At 45.0% G+C, this 16,932-nt stretch carries 15 protein-coding genes and 2 pseudogenes; 4 read left to right on the top strand and 13 right to left on the bottom strand.

Features of this window, described 5'->3' with window-relative positions:
• Nucleotides 1-120 precede the first annotated feature (120 nt).
• Complete coding sequence (locus AC3A14_RS06620) at nucleotides 121-552, top strand: phosphate-starvation-inducible PsiE family protein (RefSeq protein ID WP_271937437.1); 432 nt, start codon at nucleotides 121-123, stop codon at nucleotides 550-552.
• A gap of 43 nt (nucleotides 553-595) precedes the next feature.
• On the opposite strand, the gene bicA is transcribed toward AC3A14_RS06620, so the two are convergent.
• From bicA to AC3A14_RS06585, 7 genes and pseudogenes are all read right to left on the bottom strand, one after another.
• Nucleotides 596-2,287 carry a bicarbonate transporter BicA gene (bicA, locus tag AC3A14_RS06615; protein ID WP_318732254.1) on the bottom strand — a complete coding sequence of 564 codons (1,692 nt, stop codon included), beginning with the start codon at nucleotides 2,285-2,287 and terminating at the stop codon, nucleotides 596-598.
• Nucleotides 2,288-2,368: 81 nt separating this feature from the next.
• Nucleotides 2,369-2,845 carry a signal peptidase II gene (gene lspA, locus AC3A14_RS06610; protein ID WP_318732255.1) on the bottom strand — a complete coding sequence of 159 codons (477 nt, stop codon included), beginning with the start codon at nucleotides 2,843-2,845 and terminating at the stop codon, nucleotides 2,369-2,371.
• Between the two features lie 25 nt (nucleotides 2,846-2,870).
• Nucleotides 2,871-3,455 (bottom strand): biotin transporter BioY, encoded by a 585-nt coding sequence (locus tag AC3A14_RS06605; RefSeq protein ID WP_318732256.1) that lies wholly within the window; start codon nucleotides 3,453-3,455, stop codon nucleotides 2,871-2,873.
• A gap of 11 nt (nucleotides 3,456-3,466) precedes the next feature.
• A pseudogene (gene bioB, locus AC3A14_RS06600) lies at nucleotides 3,467-4,459 on the bottom strand (biotin synthase BioB); the annotation flags it as partial.
• A 170-nt stretch (nucleotides 4,460-4,629) separates the two neighbouring features.
• The gene (locus tag AC3A14_RS06595) at nucleotides 4,630-5,151 is read right to left on the bottom strand and encodes a hypothetical protein (RefSeq protein WP_318732259.1); all 522 of its coding nucleotides are present in this window, start codon (nucleotides 5,149-5,151) and stop codon (nucleotides 4,630-4,632) included.
• Between the two features lie 282 nt (nucleotides 5,152-5,433).
• The gene (locus AC3A14_RS06590; protein ID WP_318732260.1) at nucleotides 5,434-6,300 is read right to left on the bottom strand and encodes a carbohydrate ABC transporter permease; all 867 of its coding nucleotides are present in this window, start codon (nucleotides 6,298-6,300) and stop codon (nucleotides 5,434-5,436) included.
• A 2-nt stretch (nucleotides 6,301-6,302) separates the two neighbouring features.
• A complete protein-coding gene (locus AC3A14_RS06585) occupies nucleotides 6,303-6,863 on the bottom strand; it encodes a type III secretion system chaperone family protein (protein ID WP_318732261.1) in 561 nt (186 codons plus the stop codon).
• 71 nt (nucleotides 6,864-6,934) lie between these two features.
• On the opposite strand from AC3A14_RS06585, the gene AC3A14_RS06580 reads away from it, so the two are divergent.
• Nucleotides 6,935-7,321, top strand: a complete 387-nt coding sequence (locus AC3A14_RS06580; RefSeq protein ID WP_413039067.1) for a metal-sensing transcriptional repressor — start codon at nucleotides 6,935-6,937, stop codon at nucleotides 7,319-7,321.
• 87 nt (nucleotides 7,322-7,408) lie between these two features.
• Here AC3A14_RS06580 and aroQ read toward each other — a convergent pair whose 3' ends face one another.
• From aroQ to AC3A14_RS06565, 3 genes are all read right to left on the bottom strand, one after another.
• The gene (gene aroQ, locus AC3A14_RS06575; RefSeq protein ID WP_318700968.1) at nucleotides 7,409-7,870 is read right to left on the bottom strand and encodes a type II 3-dehydroquinate dehydratase; all 462 of its coding nucleotides are present in this window, start codon (nucleotides 7,868-7,870) and stop codon (nucleotides 7,409-7,411) included.
• A 29-nt stretch (nucleotides 7,871-7,899) separates the two neighbouring features.
• Nucleotides 7,900-8,037: a hypothetical protein gene (locus AC3A14_RS06570; RefSeq protein ID WP_271936943.1), complete on the bottom strand. Its 138-nt coding sequence runs from the start codon at nucleotides 8,035-8,037 to the stop codon at nucleotides 7,900-7,902.
• A gap of 137 nt (nucleotides 8,038-8,174) precedes the next feature.
• Nucleotides 8,175-9,428, bottom strand: a complete 1,254-nt coding sequence (locus tag AC3A14_RS06565) for a competence/damage-inducible protein A (protein ID WP_318732262.1) — start codon at nucleotides 9,426-9,428, stop codon at nucleotides 8,175-8,177.
• Between the two features lie 188 nt (nucleotides 9,429-9,616).
• On the opposite strand from AC3A14_RS06565, the pseudogene AC3A14_RS06560 reads away from it, so the two are divergent.
• A pseudogene (locus tag AC3A14_RS06560) lies at nucleotides 9,617-9,832 on the top strand (IS630 family transposase); the annotation flags it as partial.
• Nucleotides 9,833-9,988: 156 nt separating this feature from the next.
• Nucleotides 9,989-10,369: a hypothetical protein gene (locus AC3A14_RS06555; RefSeq protein ID WP_318732263.1), complete on the top strand. Its 381-nt coding sequence runs from the start codon at nucleotides 9,989-9,991 to the stop codon at nucleotides 10,367-10,369.
• A gap of 64 nt (nucleotides 10,370-10,433) precedes the next feature.
• Here the strand turns inward: AC3A14_RS06555 and AC3A14_RS06550 are convergent, their stop codons facing one another.
• From AC3A14_RS06550 to AC3A14_RS06540, 3 genes are all read right to left on the bottom strand, one after another.
• Nucleotides 10,434-11,630 (bottom strand): argininosuccinate synthase, encoded by a 1,197-nt coding sequence (locus tag AC3A14_RS06550; protein WP_318732264.1) that lies wholly within the window; start codon nucleotides 11,628-11,630, stop codon nucleotides 10,434-10,436.
• Nucleotides 11,631-11,922: 292 nt separating this feature from the next.
• Complete coding sequence (locus AC3A14_RS06545; RefSeq protein WP_318732265.1) at nucleotides 11,923-13,644, bottom strand: ABC transporter ATP-binding protein/permease; 1,722 nt, start codon at nucleotides 13,642-13,644, stop codon at nucleotides 11,923-11,925.
• A gap of 115 nt (nucleotides 13,645-13,759) precedes the next feature.
• On the bottom strand, nucleotides 13,760-16,918 hold the full coding sequence (locus AC3A14_RS06540) for a COG1470 family protein (protein WP_318732266.1): 3,159 nt from the start codon (nucleotides 16,916-16,918) through the stop codon (nucleotides 13,760-13,762).
• Nucleotides 16,919-16,932: the final 14 nt, after the last annotated feature.

The raw sequence follows: 16,932 nt of genomic DNA, 5'->3' as shown, positions 1-16,932 counted from the left end.
ACTGATGTTTCTCTCTAGCTAAAAGTTCTCGATTCTTTATACCTAGGGTCATCATCTCCTGCAATAACTCTGAGTCTACCCGTTAACAACTTTAAAACTGACTATCTTTAAGAGGAGAGTATGAATCGATTGATTAAAATTATGAAGAAGTTTTTAGAGACATTTGAACGTCTCATTGCCTTCTTTTTGTTGTTAATGCTGGTTTTTGTCGTTTTTTTAGGCACGATTGAATTAGGCTTCATCTTATTTGAGCAAATGCAAAACAAGCCTCATTTCTTATTGCTCAATATCCAAGAAATTCTAAAAATATTTGATTATTTTTTATTGATTATCATTGGCTTAGAACTGATTGAAGCTACTAAGGTCTATCTCGAAGAAGAAGTCATCCATGTGGAAATCATTTTCCTGGTGGCCATGGTGGCGATCGCCCGCAAAGTCATCATCCTCGATATCAGTAAGTTCCATCCCCTCGTTCTATTCGGTATTTCTTCCATCATCCTCGCTCTAACCATTGGGTTCTACTTTTTAATCAAGACCCTCAAGCCCAAATAAGGGGCTGGGGGCCCCTTGCCTTCCCCAGGATCGATAGGGAGCATTAAAGAGAAATGGTATTCGAGGCTTGTTTTTGCCGAACTATGTGTAAACCTTCCTTCAGGGCGGTTAGGCGATCGCCCATCCAGCGATCGCCGGAAATTAAGCCAGCAATACCGAGCTTTTCTAAACGACGTTTCACCTTTCCGGTTGCCCCAACCACAATTACATCTCGTCCATCATCGATCGCCTCTTGGATCGCATTTTCGATCGCCAAAGAAGAAGTAACACCAAGAATCGGCACTTCACTCAAATCGACAATCAACACATCATAACTCCCAATCGCACCATGTTCTCTGGAAATCGCTTTCGCTACCCCAAAAATCATCGGCCCGCTCAAATGGAACAGCAAAACCCGACCATTAGCCGCATCTAAAATTCCCTTTTCTTCCTGACTCATTACGATTTGATCGTCGGCATCAGTAATCGCTTTGACAGACTGAGATTGCAGTTCATCCAGACGTTCAATGGTTAAAATATTGGCGATGAAAACGCCCACCGCTACCGCCACCATTAAATCCACGAACACCGTCAGAAGAACCACACTATAAACAATTCCAGCAGCCTTCCAAGAAATTGTATGAACCCGTTTCAGGAATCCCCAATCAATAATATCAATCCCCACTTTTAAGACGATTCCAGCTAAAACAGCCAGGGGAATTCCTGAAGTTAACGGGGCGGCCCATAACACCACAATTAATAAGGCTAAAGCGCGACTAATTCCCGCTAAAGCAGTGCGTCCTCCAGCTTGAATACTGACTACAGTGGCGGTCGTTGCCCCAGAACCCGCAATGCCCCCACACAAACCGGTAATTAAATTGGCAACCCCTTGACCGATTAATTCCTTATTCGATTTATGTTCAGTCCGAGTCAAACTATCCGATACTAAACAGGTTAAGAGGCAATCAATGGAACCGACCATGCCTAAAACCATCGCATTCACAAACATTAACCGCAAAGTGCCTGGGGTAAATGTCGGCATGTGCAGTTCTGGTAAACCGGGAGTGATTTCTCCAATAGTGGCGATCGTGCGGATATCAATATCTCTAAAAAACATCAAAGAGATACCCGTTCCAATCACCAAAGCCACCAGTTGAGGCGGCATAAGTTTTTTCAGTTGTGTGGGATAAAAGAACAAAATTCCTAAAGTAATCCACCCTAAAAAGGTTTCCCAGGGACTGATATTAGAAATTAAATCCGGGAATGCTTTAATTACCCCAAGTACCCCACCAGGGGGGGTTTGTTGCCCGATAAACGGAGCAATTTGCAGAAAAATCAGAATCACACCAATTCCGGTCATAAAACCCGAAATGACGTTATAGGGAAGCATTGTAATATACTTTCCCAGTCGCAGGACACCGAAGATAATTTGAAAAACTCCTGCCATCATCACCACGGTAAAAGCCATGGCCAGACCAGTTTCTGGGCTATCTGGATTTTTGGCCATTAATTCGGCAATTACTGCTGTCACAATAACCGTCATCGGGCCGGTAGGCTCGGAGATCAGGCTGGGAGTACCGCCAAACAAAGCGGTGAAAAATCCGATTAAGATCGCCCCCCATAACCCCGCAGAAGCGCCAGCACCCGAGGCAATTCCAAAAGCGAGGGCCATCGGTAAGGCAACGACGGCGGCAGTTAGCCCCCCGAAAATATCCCCTTTGAGGTTTCGGAAGTGGATGGTATTGGTAATTTGCATCAAACGTTTTCCTTTATCAAAAGCTGCATCAATTGCTATAGAACTTACACCATCACCATACCGGAAGATTGGCTCTGGGTATTAAGCCTTTTTCTTGGTTCTCATTTCCGGATAAATTGTAGCGATTAACAAACAAATAATACCGATATTAATGGCGACATCCGCTAAATTAAAGACTGGAAAGCGAATCAATCGAAAATCGAGAAAATCCACCACATACCCAGCCACAAACCGGTCAATGCCATTGCCTAAAGCACCCCCTAAAATAAAGCCATAACCCGCCTGCTCCCAGCGAGTCATTTTTGGCCCATACAATGCCAAACCCATGAGAGCCAAACTCACCCCCAAGGATAGCCAACGCAACCATTCTCCATTTTCACTAAATAAGCTAAAGGCAGCGCCATAATTGCGCACGTAGGTCAAATGGAAAACACCGGGTATGAGCGGCCAACTCTCATGTAATTCAAAATTCTGGATCGTCCAAAACTTAGCTAGGTGATCCAATATTAAACTAATTAACGCCAATATCCAAAATAAGGGATTTTTCTTGAATTTCATCGAGCAAGTTAGCTGTATTATTCATTTAATAAAACATCAAATGGCGCAAGAGGTAAGCAATGACTGTTGCTGCACAAGCAACCACCAGTTGTCCGGGAAGGGGAAACAGAGAATATTGTATAATTGTATTTAAGAGCTGTTGGCTGCTTTCTGGAGTCCAAGAAAATAGCTCAGTCAAACTTAAATATAAGATACCTGTCAGATGAATACTGACTAATCCCCCCAGGCAACTCAGGGCTAAAAATTCCAGGCGTGGAGGAAAGCGAAACGCCAAAATACCACAAATCCAGGCTCCAGGAATGAATCCGAGCAAATAGCCAAAGGAGGGTTCTTGGAGATAGCCTAATCCTCCTCCTTGGGAAAATACGGGAAACCAGGTTAAGCCCATGATTAAATAACCGATTTGAGATAAAACTCCGGCTTTTTTACCTCCCATGCACCCCACTAATAAAACGCCTCCAATCTGATAGGTTACACCTAGGGAATGGAGGGATAAAAGATGGTCTCGAAAAGACCACATGGGGGAGGCAATAAAGGCTTCTAAAAAGGTTCCCCCAATGGTAAGAAGCAGGCCAATGAACGCCCACAACAGTTCATTTAAACGAATCACATTGCTGGATTTCAATGCCCTCCAGGAATGGGGGCTTCTCCCCCTTCAAGTCCTAAAGAAGCGAGCATTTGATGGTCGGCTTCTGGAGGTTGTCCTAGGGTGGTGAGATAGTGACCAATGAGCATGGCGTTAATGCCAGCTTGCAGTCCTAGGGCTTGCAGTTCTCCCATGACAGTTTCCCGTCCACCGGCATAGCGGATGATTTGTTCGGGTAGGATGAGGCGGAAAATGGCGATCGCCTTCAGAGCTTCGTAGGGATCGAGTTGGGAACGTTCCCCTAAGGGCGTTCCTTCCCGGGGATTAAGTAGATTTAAGGGCACAGATTCTACGTCTAATTCCCGGAGGGAGAGGGCTAAATTGACCCGATCTTCCCAGCTTTCCCCCATGCCTAAAATACCGCCAGCACAGGCTTGAATGCCAACGGCTTTGAGGTTTTTGATCGTTTCCACGCGATCGCGCCATTGGTGGGTACTGACGATGGAGGGGAAAAAGTCCTCAGAGGCTTCTAGGTTATGGTTATAGCGAGTGACTCCGGCCTCTTTTAAGGCTTGAGCTTGTTCTGGGGTGACTTCGCCGAGGGCACAACAGGGCTTAATCTCAGTTTGGTCAATAATTTGACGAACGGTTTCTAAAACCTGTTCAAATTCTTGGGATTGGGAAGAGCTATATTTTGGCCCCCGTCCCTGACTGACTAGACAGAACCGTTTAGCGCCTGCGGCTGCGGCTGCTTTGGCTTGGGCTAAAATTTCTTCTGTGGATTTGAGTCCGTAAATGGGGGAATCTTTGCCTGGATGGTGAGCAGACTGGGCACAAAAGCCACAATTTTCCGAGCAACTGCCCGATTTAACGTTGCCGATACTGCACAAATCTACGACATTACCACAGCATTCTTGACGCACGCGATCGGCTGCGGCACAAAGTAAGAGGATGTTGTCCTGACCTTGAATTTGCGTCAGTTCCAGAGCTTCTGCTTGGGTGAGCCGTTTTCCGTTAATAATCCGATCGCTGAGGCGATCGAGCCATACCGCTAATGAGGATTCATTAGGGAGAGTAGCGGGGTTATGGGATCGCCCTAACCCCTGAGATGAATTTGATAATGGTGCTTGAACCACGTCCAGCCCCTGTACTTAAGTAATAGTAATGCAATTGAATTGTATCACTACACTTGGCCCCACTAAAATCTCAACCCAATTCCCCCTTGCAGAGAAACTGCCGTTTCTCCTGTGTTTCGATAGGCATCAAAGGCAATGACTGCATTACCAAAAATCACCGCATTACTCGATGGAATCATGTAATCAATTCCTGGTTGTAGGGCAAAGCCGTTTTGATTCCCTAAGGGTGAAACATTATTCCCATTGGCAAAGGAATAGCCTGCACCAATATAGGCATCGGTTTGCCAGTTGAGAGGGAAATCATAGGATACAGTGGGAACGACTGCCGCCGATCCGCCCAAAATAAACCCTTGTACCCGCATGGAGAGGGGAATTTCTAGGAATTTGTAGCGCACAGCAATAACTCCTGCAATTTGCCGGTTAGCATTCCCCCCTTCAACCAAACCAACAGCAGGCCCAACACCGATATAACTGCCATAGGCGGCTTGCGCTTGGGCGGGTTGGGGATTAAAACTGAGCGTTCCGAGGGCAGTTCCGAGGGCGATCGCTCCTACGCTTAGGATCTTTTGTAAATAATGCTTCATAATCTACACTCCTCAATTCAACGGTAGGTGAACCCATTGATGCTTTCTGAGTTTAACGTAATTTTTGTTCAATTGAGATACTCCCATGGCTCTTTTCAATCCACCACCTATCCCTCTTTTGTCACTCTGCCGAAAGAGGGCTAGAATAAGTAGGGAAAGTAAAGAGCTGAACAGTAGAGTAGACCATGGATGGAGAGTTAGCACTTCGGAAACATGTAGCTCGCTCTGCCAAAGCAACGATTCTGTTGGTAGATGAATAGGGATATCATAACAAAACTGAGTTCATGATGAGATTTTTTTTAACCTTAAATTCACAATAGACAATCCCATAATCACTAAAAACAAGACTAGCCCAATTGTACAAGCATAACTCATTTCCAACCTCTGAAAAGCTTGTTCATAAACATAATAAACCAAAGTTTTAGAGCTATTTCTCGGCCCTCCCTGGGTCATGATATACACTTCTTCAAAAACTTTAGTGGCAGAAATAGCGGAGATAACGGCGACTAAAAACAAATAGGGTTTCATCAACGGTAGGGTAAGATCCCAATGCTTGATGATGCCATCTGAACCATCAATAGCAGCAGCTTCGTAGAGTTCCTGGGGAATACTTTGTAGACCTGCTAAATAGATAACCATATAATAGCCCAGTCCTTTCCAAATGGTGACGACCATGACGCTATAAATGGCCCATTGGGGACTGGTTAACCAGGGAATCGTGGGTAGATTAAAAAAACTTAAGGCTTGGTTAAATAAGCCATTTTCTGCATAGAGCCATCGCCAGGCAATTCCGGCGACGACCATAGAAATAATTACGGGGGTATAGAAGGCGGCTCTAAATCCACTGATACCCTTGATTTTTTGATTGACTAAAATGGCCAATCCTAGGGGAAGGATAACCAGTAAAGGGACAACACAGAGCAGATAAAGGAGAGTATTTCTGAGAGTTTGCCAAAAGATGCGATCGCTCCCTAATCGCTGGAAGTTTTTTAACCCCATCCATTGAGTTTGTTGACCGATCAAATCATAGTTAAATAGGCTTAAGTAAATGGCTTGTAAAGCGGGCCAAAATACGGTTAAGCTTAAAATTAGTAGGGCAGGCAGCAAAAACAAATAGGGAGTTAATCTCTTCGGGCGTGTTGCATCCATGGTTATACCTCTGGCCAGAGTCGCTCGAGTTGCTTTTTCCAAGCAGCTAGAACTTGCTCCCGTTCTTGGGCATTTTCCGATAATTCTCCCATCATACCTTCTTCATAAAATCGATGCAGTGTTTGCAGGGTACTTTCTCGGGTTTGTCCTTGGGCTTTGGAGGCTTCTACAATCATCCGTAATTGTCGTTCTAATTGGGATTGGAAATAAGGAGTTAAACCTTCTTCTTGCAAGCGGGTTAACCGGCCAATTGCCTCAGCAAAGGGTTCTGGTTTTAATCCCTCTAGCTGATGGCGATAAACCACCCATATCACCCCTTGATGGATAGCATAACGAGTTTCTTGGGTGAATTCAAAATTGGACTCTAATAGGTCTTCAAAAAAGGGTTTAGCTTCTTCAACTGGAGCCATTGGTGCTAACCCCATGACCCAAGATTCATCGTCGGAGAGCAGTACTAATAATCGCAAATTTTCCCGATTTATTTTCCACGAACCTGGACTTACCTCAGTAATCTGGTCCCCAAATAACTCGTCTAATACTTTATTAATATCTTCAGGAGTCATAAACTCAAATGTGTTCTACAATTAATATCATGCTCCAAGTTATCACGGCTGGCAATATTGACCTTTATCCCATGACCCACTTCCCATCTCCTAATCCTTCTGAGTCTTTACCCCATCATCACCATCCCCATGAACCCCATACCCTACATCCCCATGTTCATAGTGAAGAATCCTTGAGGCAAATTGTCAATCAACTCTCGCGAATTGAGGGTCACGTCCGAGGGATTAAAGGGATGGTACAACAAAGTACCCCCTGTCCTGATGTGTTGATCCAACTGGCTGCAGTACGGGGAGCAATTGATCGAGTTTCTCGGATTATTTTAGATGAACATTTAACTGAATGTATTGGCCGAGCTGCTCGTGAGGGAAATATTGAAGACGAACTGGATCAGCTTAAGGCTGCTCTCGACCGATTTTTGCCCTTGGCTAAGAAGAAGCAAAAGCCTAAGAAAGCTTGATGAACAAAGAGCTAAAAGCTATTAACCCATAGCTTTTAGCTGAAGTTGATATCTTTATCAAGCTGAAGGCAAGGTGATGCCTAAACCTCACGATAAGGATGGGGTTTGAGACCCAAAGTTTTGATGAGAGACTAGGGCTTTTAACCCTAAACGGTAGCTTTCTGGACCGAAACCGCTAATTTGCCCAACAACCACTGGTGCTAAATAGGAGTGGTGGCGGAAGGGTTCGCGACGGTAAATGTTGCTGAGGTGAACCTCGACGGTAGGAATAGAAACGGCAGCGATCGCATCTCGCAGAGCTACACTGGTATGAGTATAAGCTCCCGCATTGATTACAATGCCTTGATAGCGGTCTACTGCCTGATGGATGGCATCGACTAACTCTCCCTCATGATTGGATTGAAGGGTGGTTACCTCCACTTGAAGGGTTTTGCCATCCTCTTTCAATTGTTGATTAATCTCGGCTAGAGTGGTCGCACCATAAATTCCTGGTTCTCGCAGCCCCAATAAATTGAGGTTAGGGCCGTGCAATACCAAAACGTTCAACAAGTTTTAATATCCTCAGTTGATAGAACAGTTTATCGCCTAGATTCGCGGTCATTAACGGGAATTGGAATCGGCTCTGGTTCAGGTTGGATATCTGGCCCTAAGAGGGCTTCAATCAGTTTACGAGCCAATTCTTTGATTTTTTCCCAGATTTCGTCGATATAGTCCATTCAGTATGAAGCTCCTTTTGCTGAACTCTAACCCAGTACATTCAAACTGGGTTAGTCAATCAAAGGCTTAATCCTTTCTTTGATCATAACGAATGATCGCAGATCGGCAACCTTTGTTGTCATGAGTTTTCAAAAGTTTAAGATTTATGCAAGTGTTTCCGCAGCCGATCTAAGGCCCAAGATTGGCTGAAATCCCGTAGGGTAGAGCGATCTAGTATACTGGCTAACTGCTGGCGATAATGGGTCACTTCTCCATTGGGTGAGGCTAATCCGATGTAAACTAAGCCGACGGGTTTTTCTGCGGTGCCTCCACCGGGGCCAGCAATGCCTGTAATACTGAGGGCCCAATCGGTGTTTAATTTCTGTTGAATACCTGTGGCCATTTGTTCAGCGATGCGATCGCTCACTGCACCATATGCTCCTAAATCGTCCGGATTGACCCCTAATAAGCCGATCTTGACCTGATTATCATAGGCGATGACTCCCCCCCTAAAGTAGGCAGAACTCCCCGGTACAGCCGTAATTGCTGCCCCTAAGCCGCCCCCAGTACAAGATTCGGCGACGGCTAAGGTTTGTCCAGACTCTAACAATAACTGGCCAACTACTTCTGCTAAGGTTTGGTCATCCACGCCAAAGCAATACTCTCCTGCTATGGCTCGAATATGGCTTTCTACGGGATTAATCAGCTCTTGTGCTTCTGGTTGAGATGTGGCACAAGTGGAAATCCGCAGCTTCACCAACCCTTTGCCCGCATAGGGCGCTACTGTCGGGTTTTTATATTCAAAGACTTCGGGTATTTTGTCCACTAAAGCCGATTCCCCAATGCCCCAAAACTTGAGGGTACGGCTATAAATCATAGTTTCGCCCCATCCCTGTTGTTTGAGATACGGAACGGCTGTTTCTTTCCACATGCGATGCATTTCACTGGGCACTCCAGGAAACGTCATGAGGGTTAAATGAGGATGCGGATGCCAGATAATTCCCGGAGCTGTTCCACTGGGATTAGGCAAAATCATGGCTCCTTCTGGGGTGAGCGCCTGTTTGCGGTTGCTGGGGTTCATAGTGCGTCCCCGTTGGGCATATTTGGCTTCAATGTCAGCGATGACTTCCGGGCGCTCAATTAAGTGAGTTTCAAAGAAGGAGGCAATGGTTTCACAGGTGAGGTCATCGGGCGTGGGTCCGAGTCCTCCGGTAAAGAGTATAATTTCTGACTGTCGATCGAGGGCGGTGGCGATCGCATTTTTCAGCCGCTCTACATTATCGCCCACGACCGTTTGATAGTAATGGGGAATCCCCAACTTTGCCAATTCTTGAGCTAAAAACTGAGCATTACGATTGAGAATATCTCCCAGGAGTAACTCTGTGCCCACACAAATAATTTCGGCTGTCATACACGCACTATAGGTTAGATACGGATTAATTTTATAGCGCTTCGCACGGTAATGGGTAATGGGTGCGTTAGAGTGTAGGTTGGGTCAATACTTAGTCCAACCCAATGAAAATGAATGGATCGAAAAAAAAGAAATGAATGAGAGAAAAAATCAAAAGGAACACCACTTGAACGTTCAATCTACCTTTTATATTTTGGGAGGGAGCATCTTATCACCCAGTCCAAATAATGAAAGACTTTTTAGGTACACAAAATGATCGATTAGAGCCAGAAGAATTGAAAATCACCTGTGAACAATGTGCTCCCTACGCACCGGAAGAAAATTCGGTTGTAGCAATTTAGTTTCAATTAAAAAGTTTGTTAATAATATTTTACTGTTTTGGTAAAAACTTTAAGATTATCCATATCAGGATTTTTGTAAAGAATTGTAAATAAAATTCAATCAATCTTGTCCTAGATGCCAACAAAACTTAAAATTCTTCATGAAGTTTATGCTCTATAGATAGCCCCAATCCCTATCTACTCGATCAACCCTTAGAACTCTTAGGAGTATTTTTAACTATGGCATTTCTAAAAAATTTACTTGGTGGCAAAAAAGATAACTTTCAAGTTCAGTTTGATGAGACTCCAAAAACGGAGGCTCCACCGGTAGCTACTCCTGCCCCGGCGACTGAAGCACCTGCCCCGGCTGCTGAAGTTCCTGCACCAGCGCCGAAGAAAACCAAAACTTCCATCAAGGCAAAACAGAAAGCAGTGAAACAGGAAGCCCCTCCTGCACCAACTCCTGCACCAAAAGCAGTTGCTCCAGCAAAACCGGCTCAACCTGTTGTCGAAGGAGGGTTTGCAACCAAATACATGAATACAGGGACAAGCATGAGTCGCCGTCGTCCTGGAGCCAATATGAAAAGCTTTTTAGATATGGCTCGGACAGCGAAAAAATAGGAATAGGAAATAGGGAATAGGGAACAGACCATCTTTAGTGTCCCCCTATCCCCCATTTCTCACTCTAGGTTTGCTGAGACCACAACCGAGTGGGGAGTCCCCAAATATAGATGAAGCCTTCAGCCGCTTTATGGTCAAATACGTCTTCTTCACCGTACGTAGCCCAGTCTAGACTATAGAGGCTCTTGTCAGATTTGCGGCCGACGACCGTGGCTGAACCTTTGAACAGTTTGACTCGTACTGTACCAGTGACTCGCTCTTGAGTATTGGCGATAAAGCCATCTAACGCTCCCTTCAGAGGAGAGAACCAGAGTCCGTTATACACTAATTGACTGTAGGTTTGCTCAATTCCCCGCTTATATTGGGTCACATCAGCAGTGAGGGTTAAGCTTTCTAAATCCCGGTGTGCTTGGATGAGGACTAAGAGAGCTGGGGTTTCATAAATTTCCCTGGATTTAATCCCCACGAGACGGTTTTCAATCATATCAATGCGACCGATACCATGGTTTCCGGTTATTTGATTGAATTGGGTAACTAAAGCCACTGGATCGATCGCCTGACCATTAAGGGAAACGGGTAGACCTTTTTCAAACCCAATCTCAATATATTCCGGTTCATTGGGCGTATCGGCGATCGCTTTGGTCATCTGATAAACTTCTTCTGGAGGCTCTGCATAGGGGTCTTCCAGAACGCCAGCTTCGATCGCCATTCCTAATAAGTTACGATCAATACTATAGGGAGATTTCTTTGTCACGGGCGCAGGAATGCCGTATTTTTCCCCGTATTCAATGGTTTGTTCGCGGGAAAAGCCCCATTCCCGTGCAGGAGCCAGGATTTTCAGACTGGGGTTGAGTGCGCCAATCGCAACGTCAAAGCGCACTTGGTCATTCCCTTTACCAGTACATCCGTGGGCAATCGCATCTGCCCCATATTCCTGAGCTGCTTCCACCAACAGTTTGGCAATCAACGGCCGGGCTAAAGCCGTCGATAAAGGATAGCGATTTTCATACAACGCATTGGCTTGAATAGCGGGAAACCCATACTCTTTCACAAAGGTTTCCGTCACATCAGCCACCAAGGATACACTGGCTCCAGAATCAAGCGCTTTCTTGCGGATGGGTTCCAACTCATCCCCCTGACCGAGATCCGCCGCCAACGTAATCACTTCTTCCACTCCCCATTCATTCATCAGGTAGGGAATACAAACGGAGGTATCTACACCTCCAGAATAGGCTAAGACAACTTTTTTGGCACGACCCATAGGTTTATTTACCCTAAAAACATTAATCGGCTCTTTCAATTAAAAATTAAAAATTAACAATTAACAATTAAAAATTGATTACGAGTTATGGAGTGGGCAAGCCTATCAGGGTCAATGCTCAAGGCTCTCGGTGTAGCTTAACGACTCTCCGGGCTATTATAGCGCTGGGTACTATAGTGTTTACAACTATTGGAAAGCGGCATGGATAGCTTGTTCGAGATCTTTCATTATAGCCAGGAGCAATCCCATCCTCCGATCTTACTCCCTATTGCCTAGCGCAAAGCATTGTCCCCTAATCTTTGAACTGGTAATCCTGTACTGAACGGAGTCGCCAAGTCTCATCATTCATGACTTCCAAAACTTGGTGATGATAATGTAACAAAGTGGGGCGGTGTCCCACACTGATATAAGTGGTCGATAGAGCTTCTAAATGTTTGTAGAGAATTTGCTCATTGTGGATATCTAGAGCGCTCGTGGCTTCATCCAACATAGCATACCGGGGTTGAGTCAGTAACAAACGGGCAAAAGCTAGGCGCTGTTGTTCTCCCATAGACAAAATGGAATGCCAGTCTTCAATCCGATCTAAATTATCCAATTTTTCAGCCAGGTTAGGTAGGTTAACCTGGTTGAGTACTTGATAAATTTGGCGATCGGGAATATTCAGATCGGTGCGCGGATATAAGAGTTGCTCGCGAAGAGAACCTAAAATCAGATAAGGACGTTGGGGTAAAAATAGAATTTCTTCTAAGGGTGGGCGGTAAATTATACCGGTTCCAGAATCCCACAAACCCGCAATTGCTCGTAAAATAGAACTCTTGCCACAACCGCTTACACCGACAATTAAGAGTCCTTGGCTGCTAGGGACTTGCAAAGATAAGTCTTTCACTAAAGTTCTTTGATAATTAGGAGTTTGCAAAGTAATCTGTTTGAAGCTCAGTTGCGATTCCTCAATCATCGTAATTCTCGGAGTTTGGTCGAGGACTTGTTCCCTTTTCTCTTCTAGCGCTTTGGCAAAACTTTCTAAACGTTCAATTCCTGCCATGAAATCAGTCAGATACTCAAACCTTCTGATGATAACATTCAAGGAATTAAATACTCTTCTAAAAGCTCCTAATGCTTTTTGTAAGTCACCGACTTCTATACCGGGTTCTCCTCTTAAAATTCTCGGGCCAATAAACAAGGCAGGTAAAACCCAGGTAAGATAATCATATAAATTTTGAAAGATGTCTAAATTCCTTTCCCAATTGATAACTTGATTGTAAACATCTAGAGCCTTATTAAAAATTCCTTTTAACTGTTCGTATTCTCGTTCAAACCCATTATAAAATGCAATTGATTCACAATTTTCCTTAACTCTGACCAGACTAAATCGAAAATCAGCCTCTCTTTTTAGGAATTCTTTTTTGATGGGGATTAAAATACTGCCAAATCCAAAAACGGTAATCAATAAGCCGCCAACAGAATAGATGCTGATGACAATAACCAACAACTTGGAAACATTCCAAAGCAAGAGAATAAATCCAAACAAATTAAGAAACGATCGGGTGAACTGTCTAAACACAGTGACAGACCGATGACAAAAATCCTTGATATCTTCAGCAATGCGTTGATCCGGATTATCAATTTCTGCGTTGAAAACATTGAGTCGATAAAAGTTCATATCTGCAAAATACTTTTGCAGATAGATATGCGTTAAGGATTTTCTAGAATGCCAACGAATTTTGTCTTCTAAATATCTCCAAATAGCCATAATTACTGCCAATGAAACAGAGAAAATCATATAATAAAATACAGATTTCCAAAATCTTGGAACATCCAAATTAACTAAGGATGTCATTAAATTTCCTTGCTGTTTCAGTTGATTCACTGCCATAAAGGAATCTAGACTGAGAAAAATCAGCATGAATATAACTAAGCTATATCCTTCCCATCGTTCTGGAGATTCCCACCAATATAATTTACCGACTATCCAAAAGCTTTCAAACGCAGTAAATCTAGCCCTGATCCATTCCATATGAGTCCTACACTATAGCTCTAGATTTTTGGATTATAGCCTTTTTTGTGGACGGTTCTAGTAAAGGGTAAAACTGATTTTTTCTGGTTTATTCCCGATTTCTTATTCCCTCGTCTTAATCAAACTGTGGGGGTAAATCAGCAGGAGATAAACCATCCGGTTCTGCGGGTAGGGGGCGATCGCCAGGAGGAGATGGAGAAGTCTCAGAAGGGGGCGGAAGTACGGTTTCAATCACTAATGTGCGTTGCAATTGTTTCCCAGTTCCTCCAGTGACCGTTAAGGTGAGGGTTTCTTGTCCCGGTTGAGGACTAATGGGATAGGCAAGAGTGCCGCTTAAGGCTACAGTACCAGGGGATGGAAGTAATTCGACACGGGTATCGGGGCCACCCATTACGGTCCAAGTTAAATTAAGTGGATCGGGTCTGGTTTCCGGTTGCAAAGTAACCACGACTCGCAGGGGTGCAGTTTCTCCATTCACAGTAAAGTTGGTAATGGCTAGGGGATAAGTACGCGGTAAGATTTGAATCACTTCTGTTTGTTGTCTGTCGTTGACCTCTGATGGATTTTGTTTACTGAAGATACTGACTTCAAAGATATATTCTCCCCCTTGACGGGCAGAAGTGGGGACATTTTGACAAACCAAACGTCCAGCTAGGATGCAATAGGGTTGTAGGACATCAGGGATGCCGCTATCAAAGCGATAACGGCGGGCTGGAACCCGGGCAATTCCGCTCGTATCCCGACCGATGATTTGCACCTCTTGCAGTTGCTCGGCGTTTTCGATTTCCCAGGAGAGTAAAATTTCTTCTCCTTGCTCTTCGCTGTAGGTAGGTTGCCCAGGTTGCAGTTGTAGGATTTGAGGTGAAGGAGGAGGAAGAGGAGGCGGAGGGGGAACTAGGGCAATAGTGGCGGTGGTTTCGGTTTGAGTAATTTCTCCGGTTCCGCGTTTGGGAATTACACCTAATTGAAATTGATAATTTCCACCTTGGGAGAGGGGGATCGTGACATTCCGACAGCGGAGTTGATTGAGCTGATCGAAGACATCACAAATGGATTTTAGGGGTTCGGGGAGTCCTTGATGGAAGGAAAAACGCATTTCTGGCATGGCAACAAAGCCTTCAGCCGATCGCCCCTTTAAAACTAAGGCTTCGATTTGATCGGAATTGGAGATCGCCCAATTCAACTGAATTTGTTCCTCTTTTGCCACTTCATACCGGGGCTGAGTGGGCTGAAATTCGATAATTTTCGGCGGTTCCGGTGCTTTGATTTCAATCACATCGGCGATCGCACTTTGGGGTTCTCCTTCAATGCGCGGATCGGGTATAACAGTCAGTTCAAAGATATAATTGCCAAACTCGTCTACAGTGACGGGAACACCCGCACAAACCAAGATCTGATTGTCGAAACTACAATATTTGCGCCAATCATCCGGTAGTCCAGATTGCAGATCGGTGCGCTGTTCCTCGCTATTGACGACTCCATCCGGGTTACGAGCGATCCAACCCAATTGGGCGATCGCACTAGGATTACTGATTTGCCAACTGAGTTCGATGATTTTGGTAAGATTTCCAGTTGTAGGGGCCGGTTCGCGGAGAGTTGGATTGGAAGACGATAAGGTGGGTGAACCCGCCCTTACAGGATCTTGTTGGGCTAATGTTGCTTTAAATTCGAGGATTTCGGGTAGAGGAATGGGAGAGATCGCGATCCGGTTCGTTTTAGCAATAATCGGGGAAACTCGCGATCGCTTAGGAGTCACCTTTAACTCAAAAATATAATCCCCTGGTTCGCGGGCATCCGTGCGAATATTTCCACAGACTAACCTGCGCCAAGAGCGCGTACAGAATTCTTGCAAACTTTCCGGTAATCCCCGGCTCAGATCGTAGGAAACGGGAATACTGGTAACATTACCGTTGGGCGATCGGCCTAAAATCTGCAAACCTCGAATTTGTCGAGGATGGCGAATTTCCCAATTTAGGTAAATAAAATCATCATTAGCAGCCGAATAGGACGGGGAAACCGAGTTAAATGCTTCAATCCTGGGGGGAGCAGGCGGTTTGAAAAACAGCCACCACAGGGCAAAAATCAATAACCCCAATAACCCCAACCCCGCTAAAATCCCTAACAACAATTGCCACCAAGGGCGAGCTTGCCACAGGAAAGTCCCCTCAATCCGATCGGTGGGTAAGGGCAGTTGATAATCATCCGTCAGTTCCACATAAAAATTGAGGGTTCTTCCCTCACCGAATAAGGGTCTACGCCACCAGGGGCCGGGTTTTGCATCTAAATCAACTTGCCATTGCTCTCCCCGATCCAATTTCAGGCGATCGGGATTTAACTGATACACACAAATTGGGCGTTCTTGGTCTTCTCGTACCGTAAGTCGTAATTGTCGTAGAGTATTCCCCTCATTCTGTAGACGTAATTGAAATAGGGCTGCTTCCCGACGGACTTTACCAACTAACGTCCGCAAATCCATTCGCAGATCATACCGAGGCAAAACCTCGATATAGACCACATCCAATAAAATCAAATCTGGGTTATTTTCCCCGGTTAATCGCAGAGTCGGTAAATAACGGCCAGCTTTCGTATTCACAGGAAAGCGAAACTCTAGGGTAACCTCTCCTTTCGCTCCTGGGTTGAGGGCCAGATTATCAGGAATAATCACCAAACCCAACTCATTAATCCCTTCTGGATAATGGACTTCCCACCAGAGTTCTGGTAAATCGGTACAAGTGAGGCGAAAGCGATCGACCCGGTTAGAGCGATTATGCACCAAAACCGTCACTATCAGGGATTGACCCAGTTGTAGAGGGGCAGGTTTTTCGGGGGTGGTAACCGGAGTGAGGGCAAATGTAGGATCGTTGGACTGAACTGCCTCTTGAATGGGAGGAAGAACTTGTAGCGTTGCTTGGTGACGGATGGGGGTTTCTTCGGGATAATGCTTGGGTGCATCAATCACCAGTAAGTAAGTATAGTGACCGGGAATCGCTTCTACAGGGATGGGGAAGGAAAACACCACCTCGCTGCTGCTTCCCGAGCTGAGGGCAAACCGTTCATAGGGGTTCAGACACCAGGATTTGAGTGCTCCGGAAGAATCATCAATAAACAGATCGATAATCGCCCCTTGGAATCCTTGATTACCAATGGTGACGCGCAATTCAAAGGTTTCCCCAGCCGAAATGACACTATCGCCTGATGGGTTGGTAATCACGCTCAGGGATTGATTTCCATCAGAGCGCTGGTCATTGGTCATGGGTAATTGGTAATTGGTCATCTCCGTGTCTCCGT

It is taken from the genome of Roseofilum sp. (genome assembly GCF_982964205.1).
Note: the sequence above shows the minus strand (reverse complement) of the source record. Positions and strands in the feature narration are given on the sequence as shown.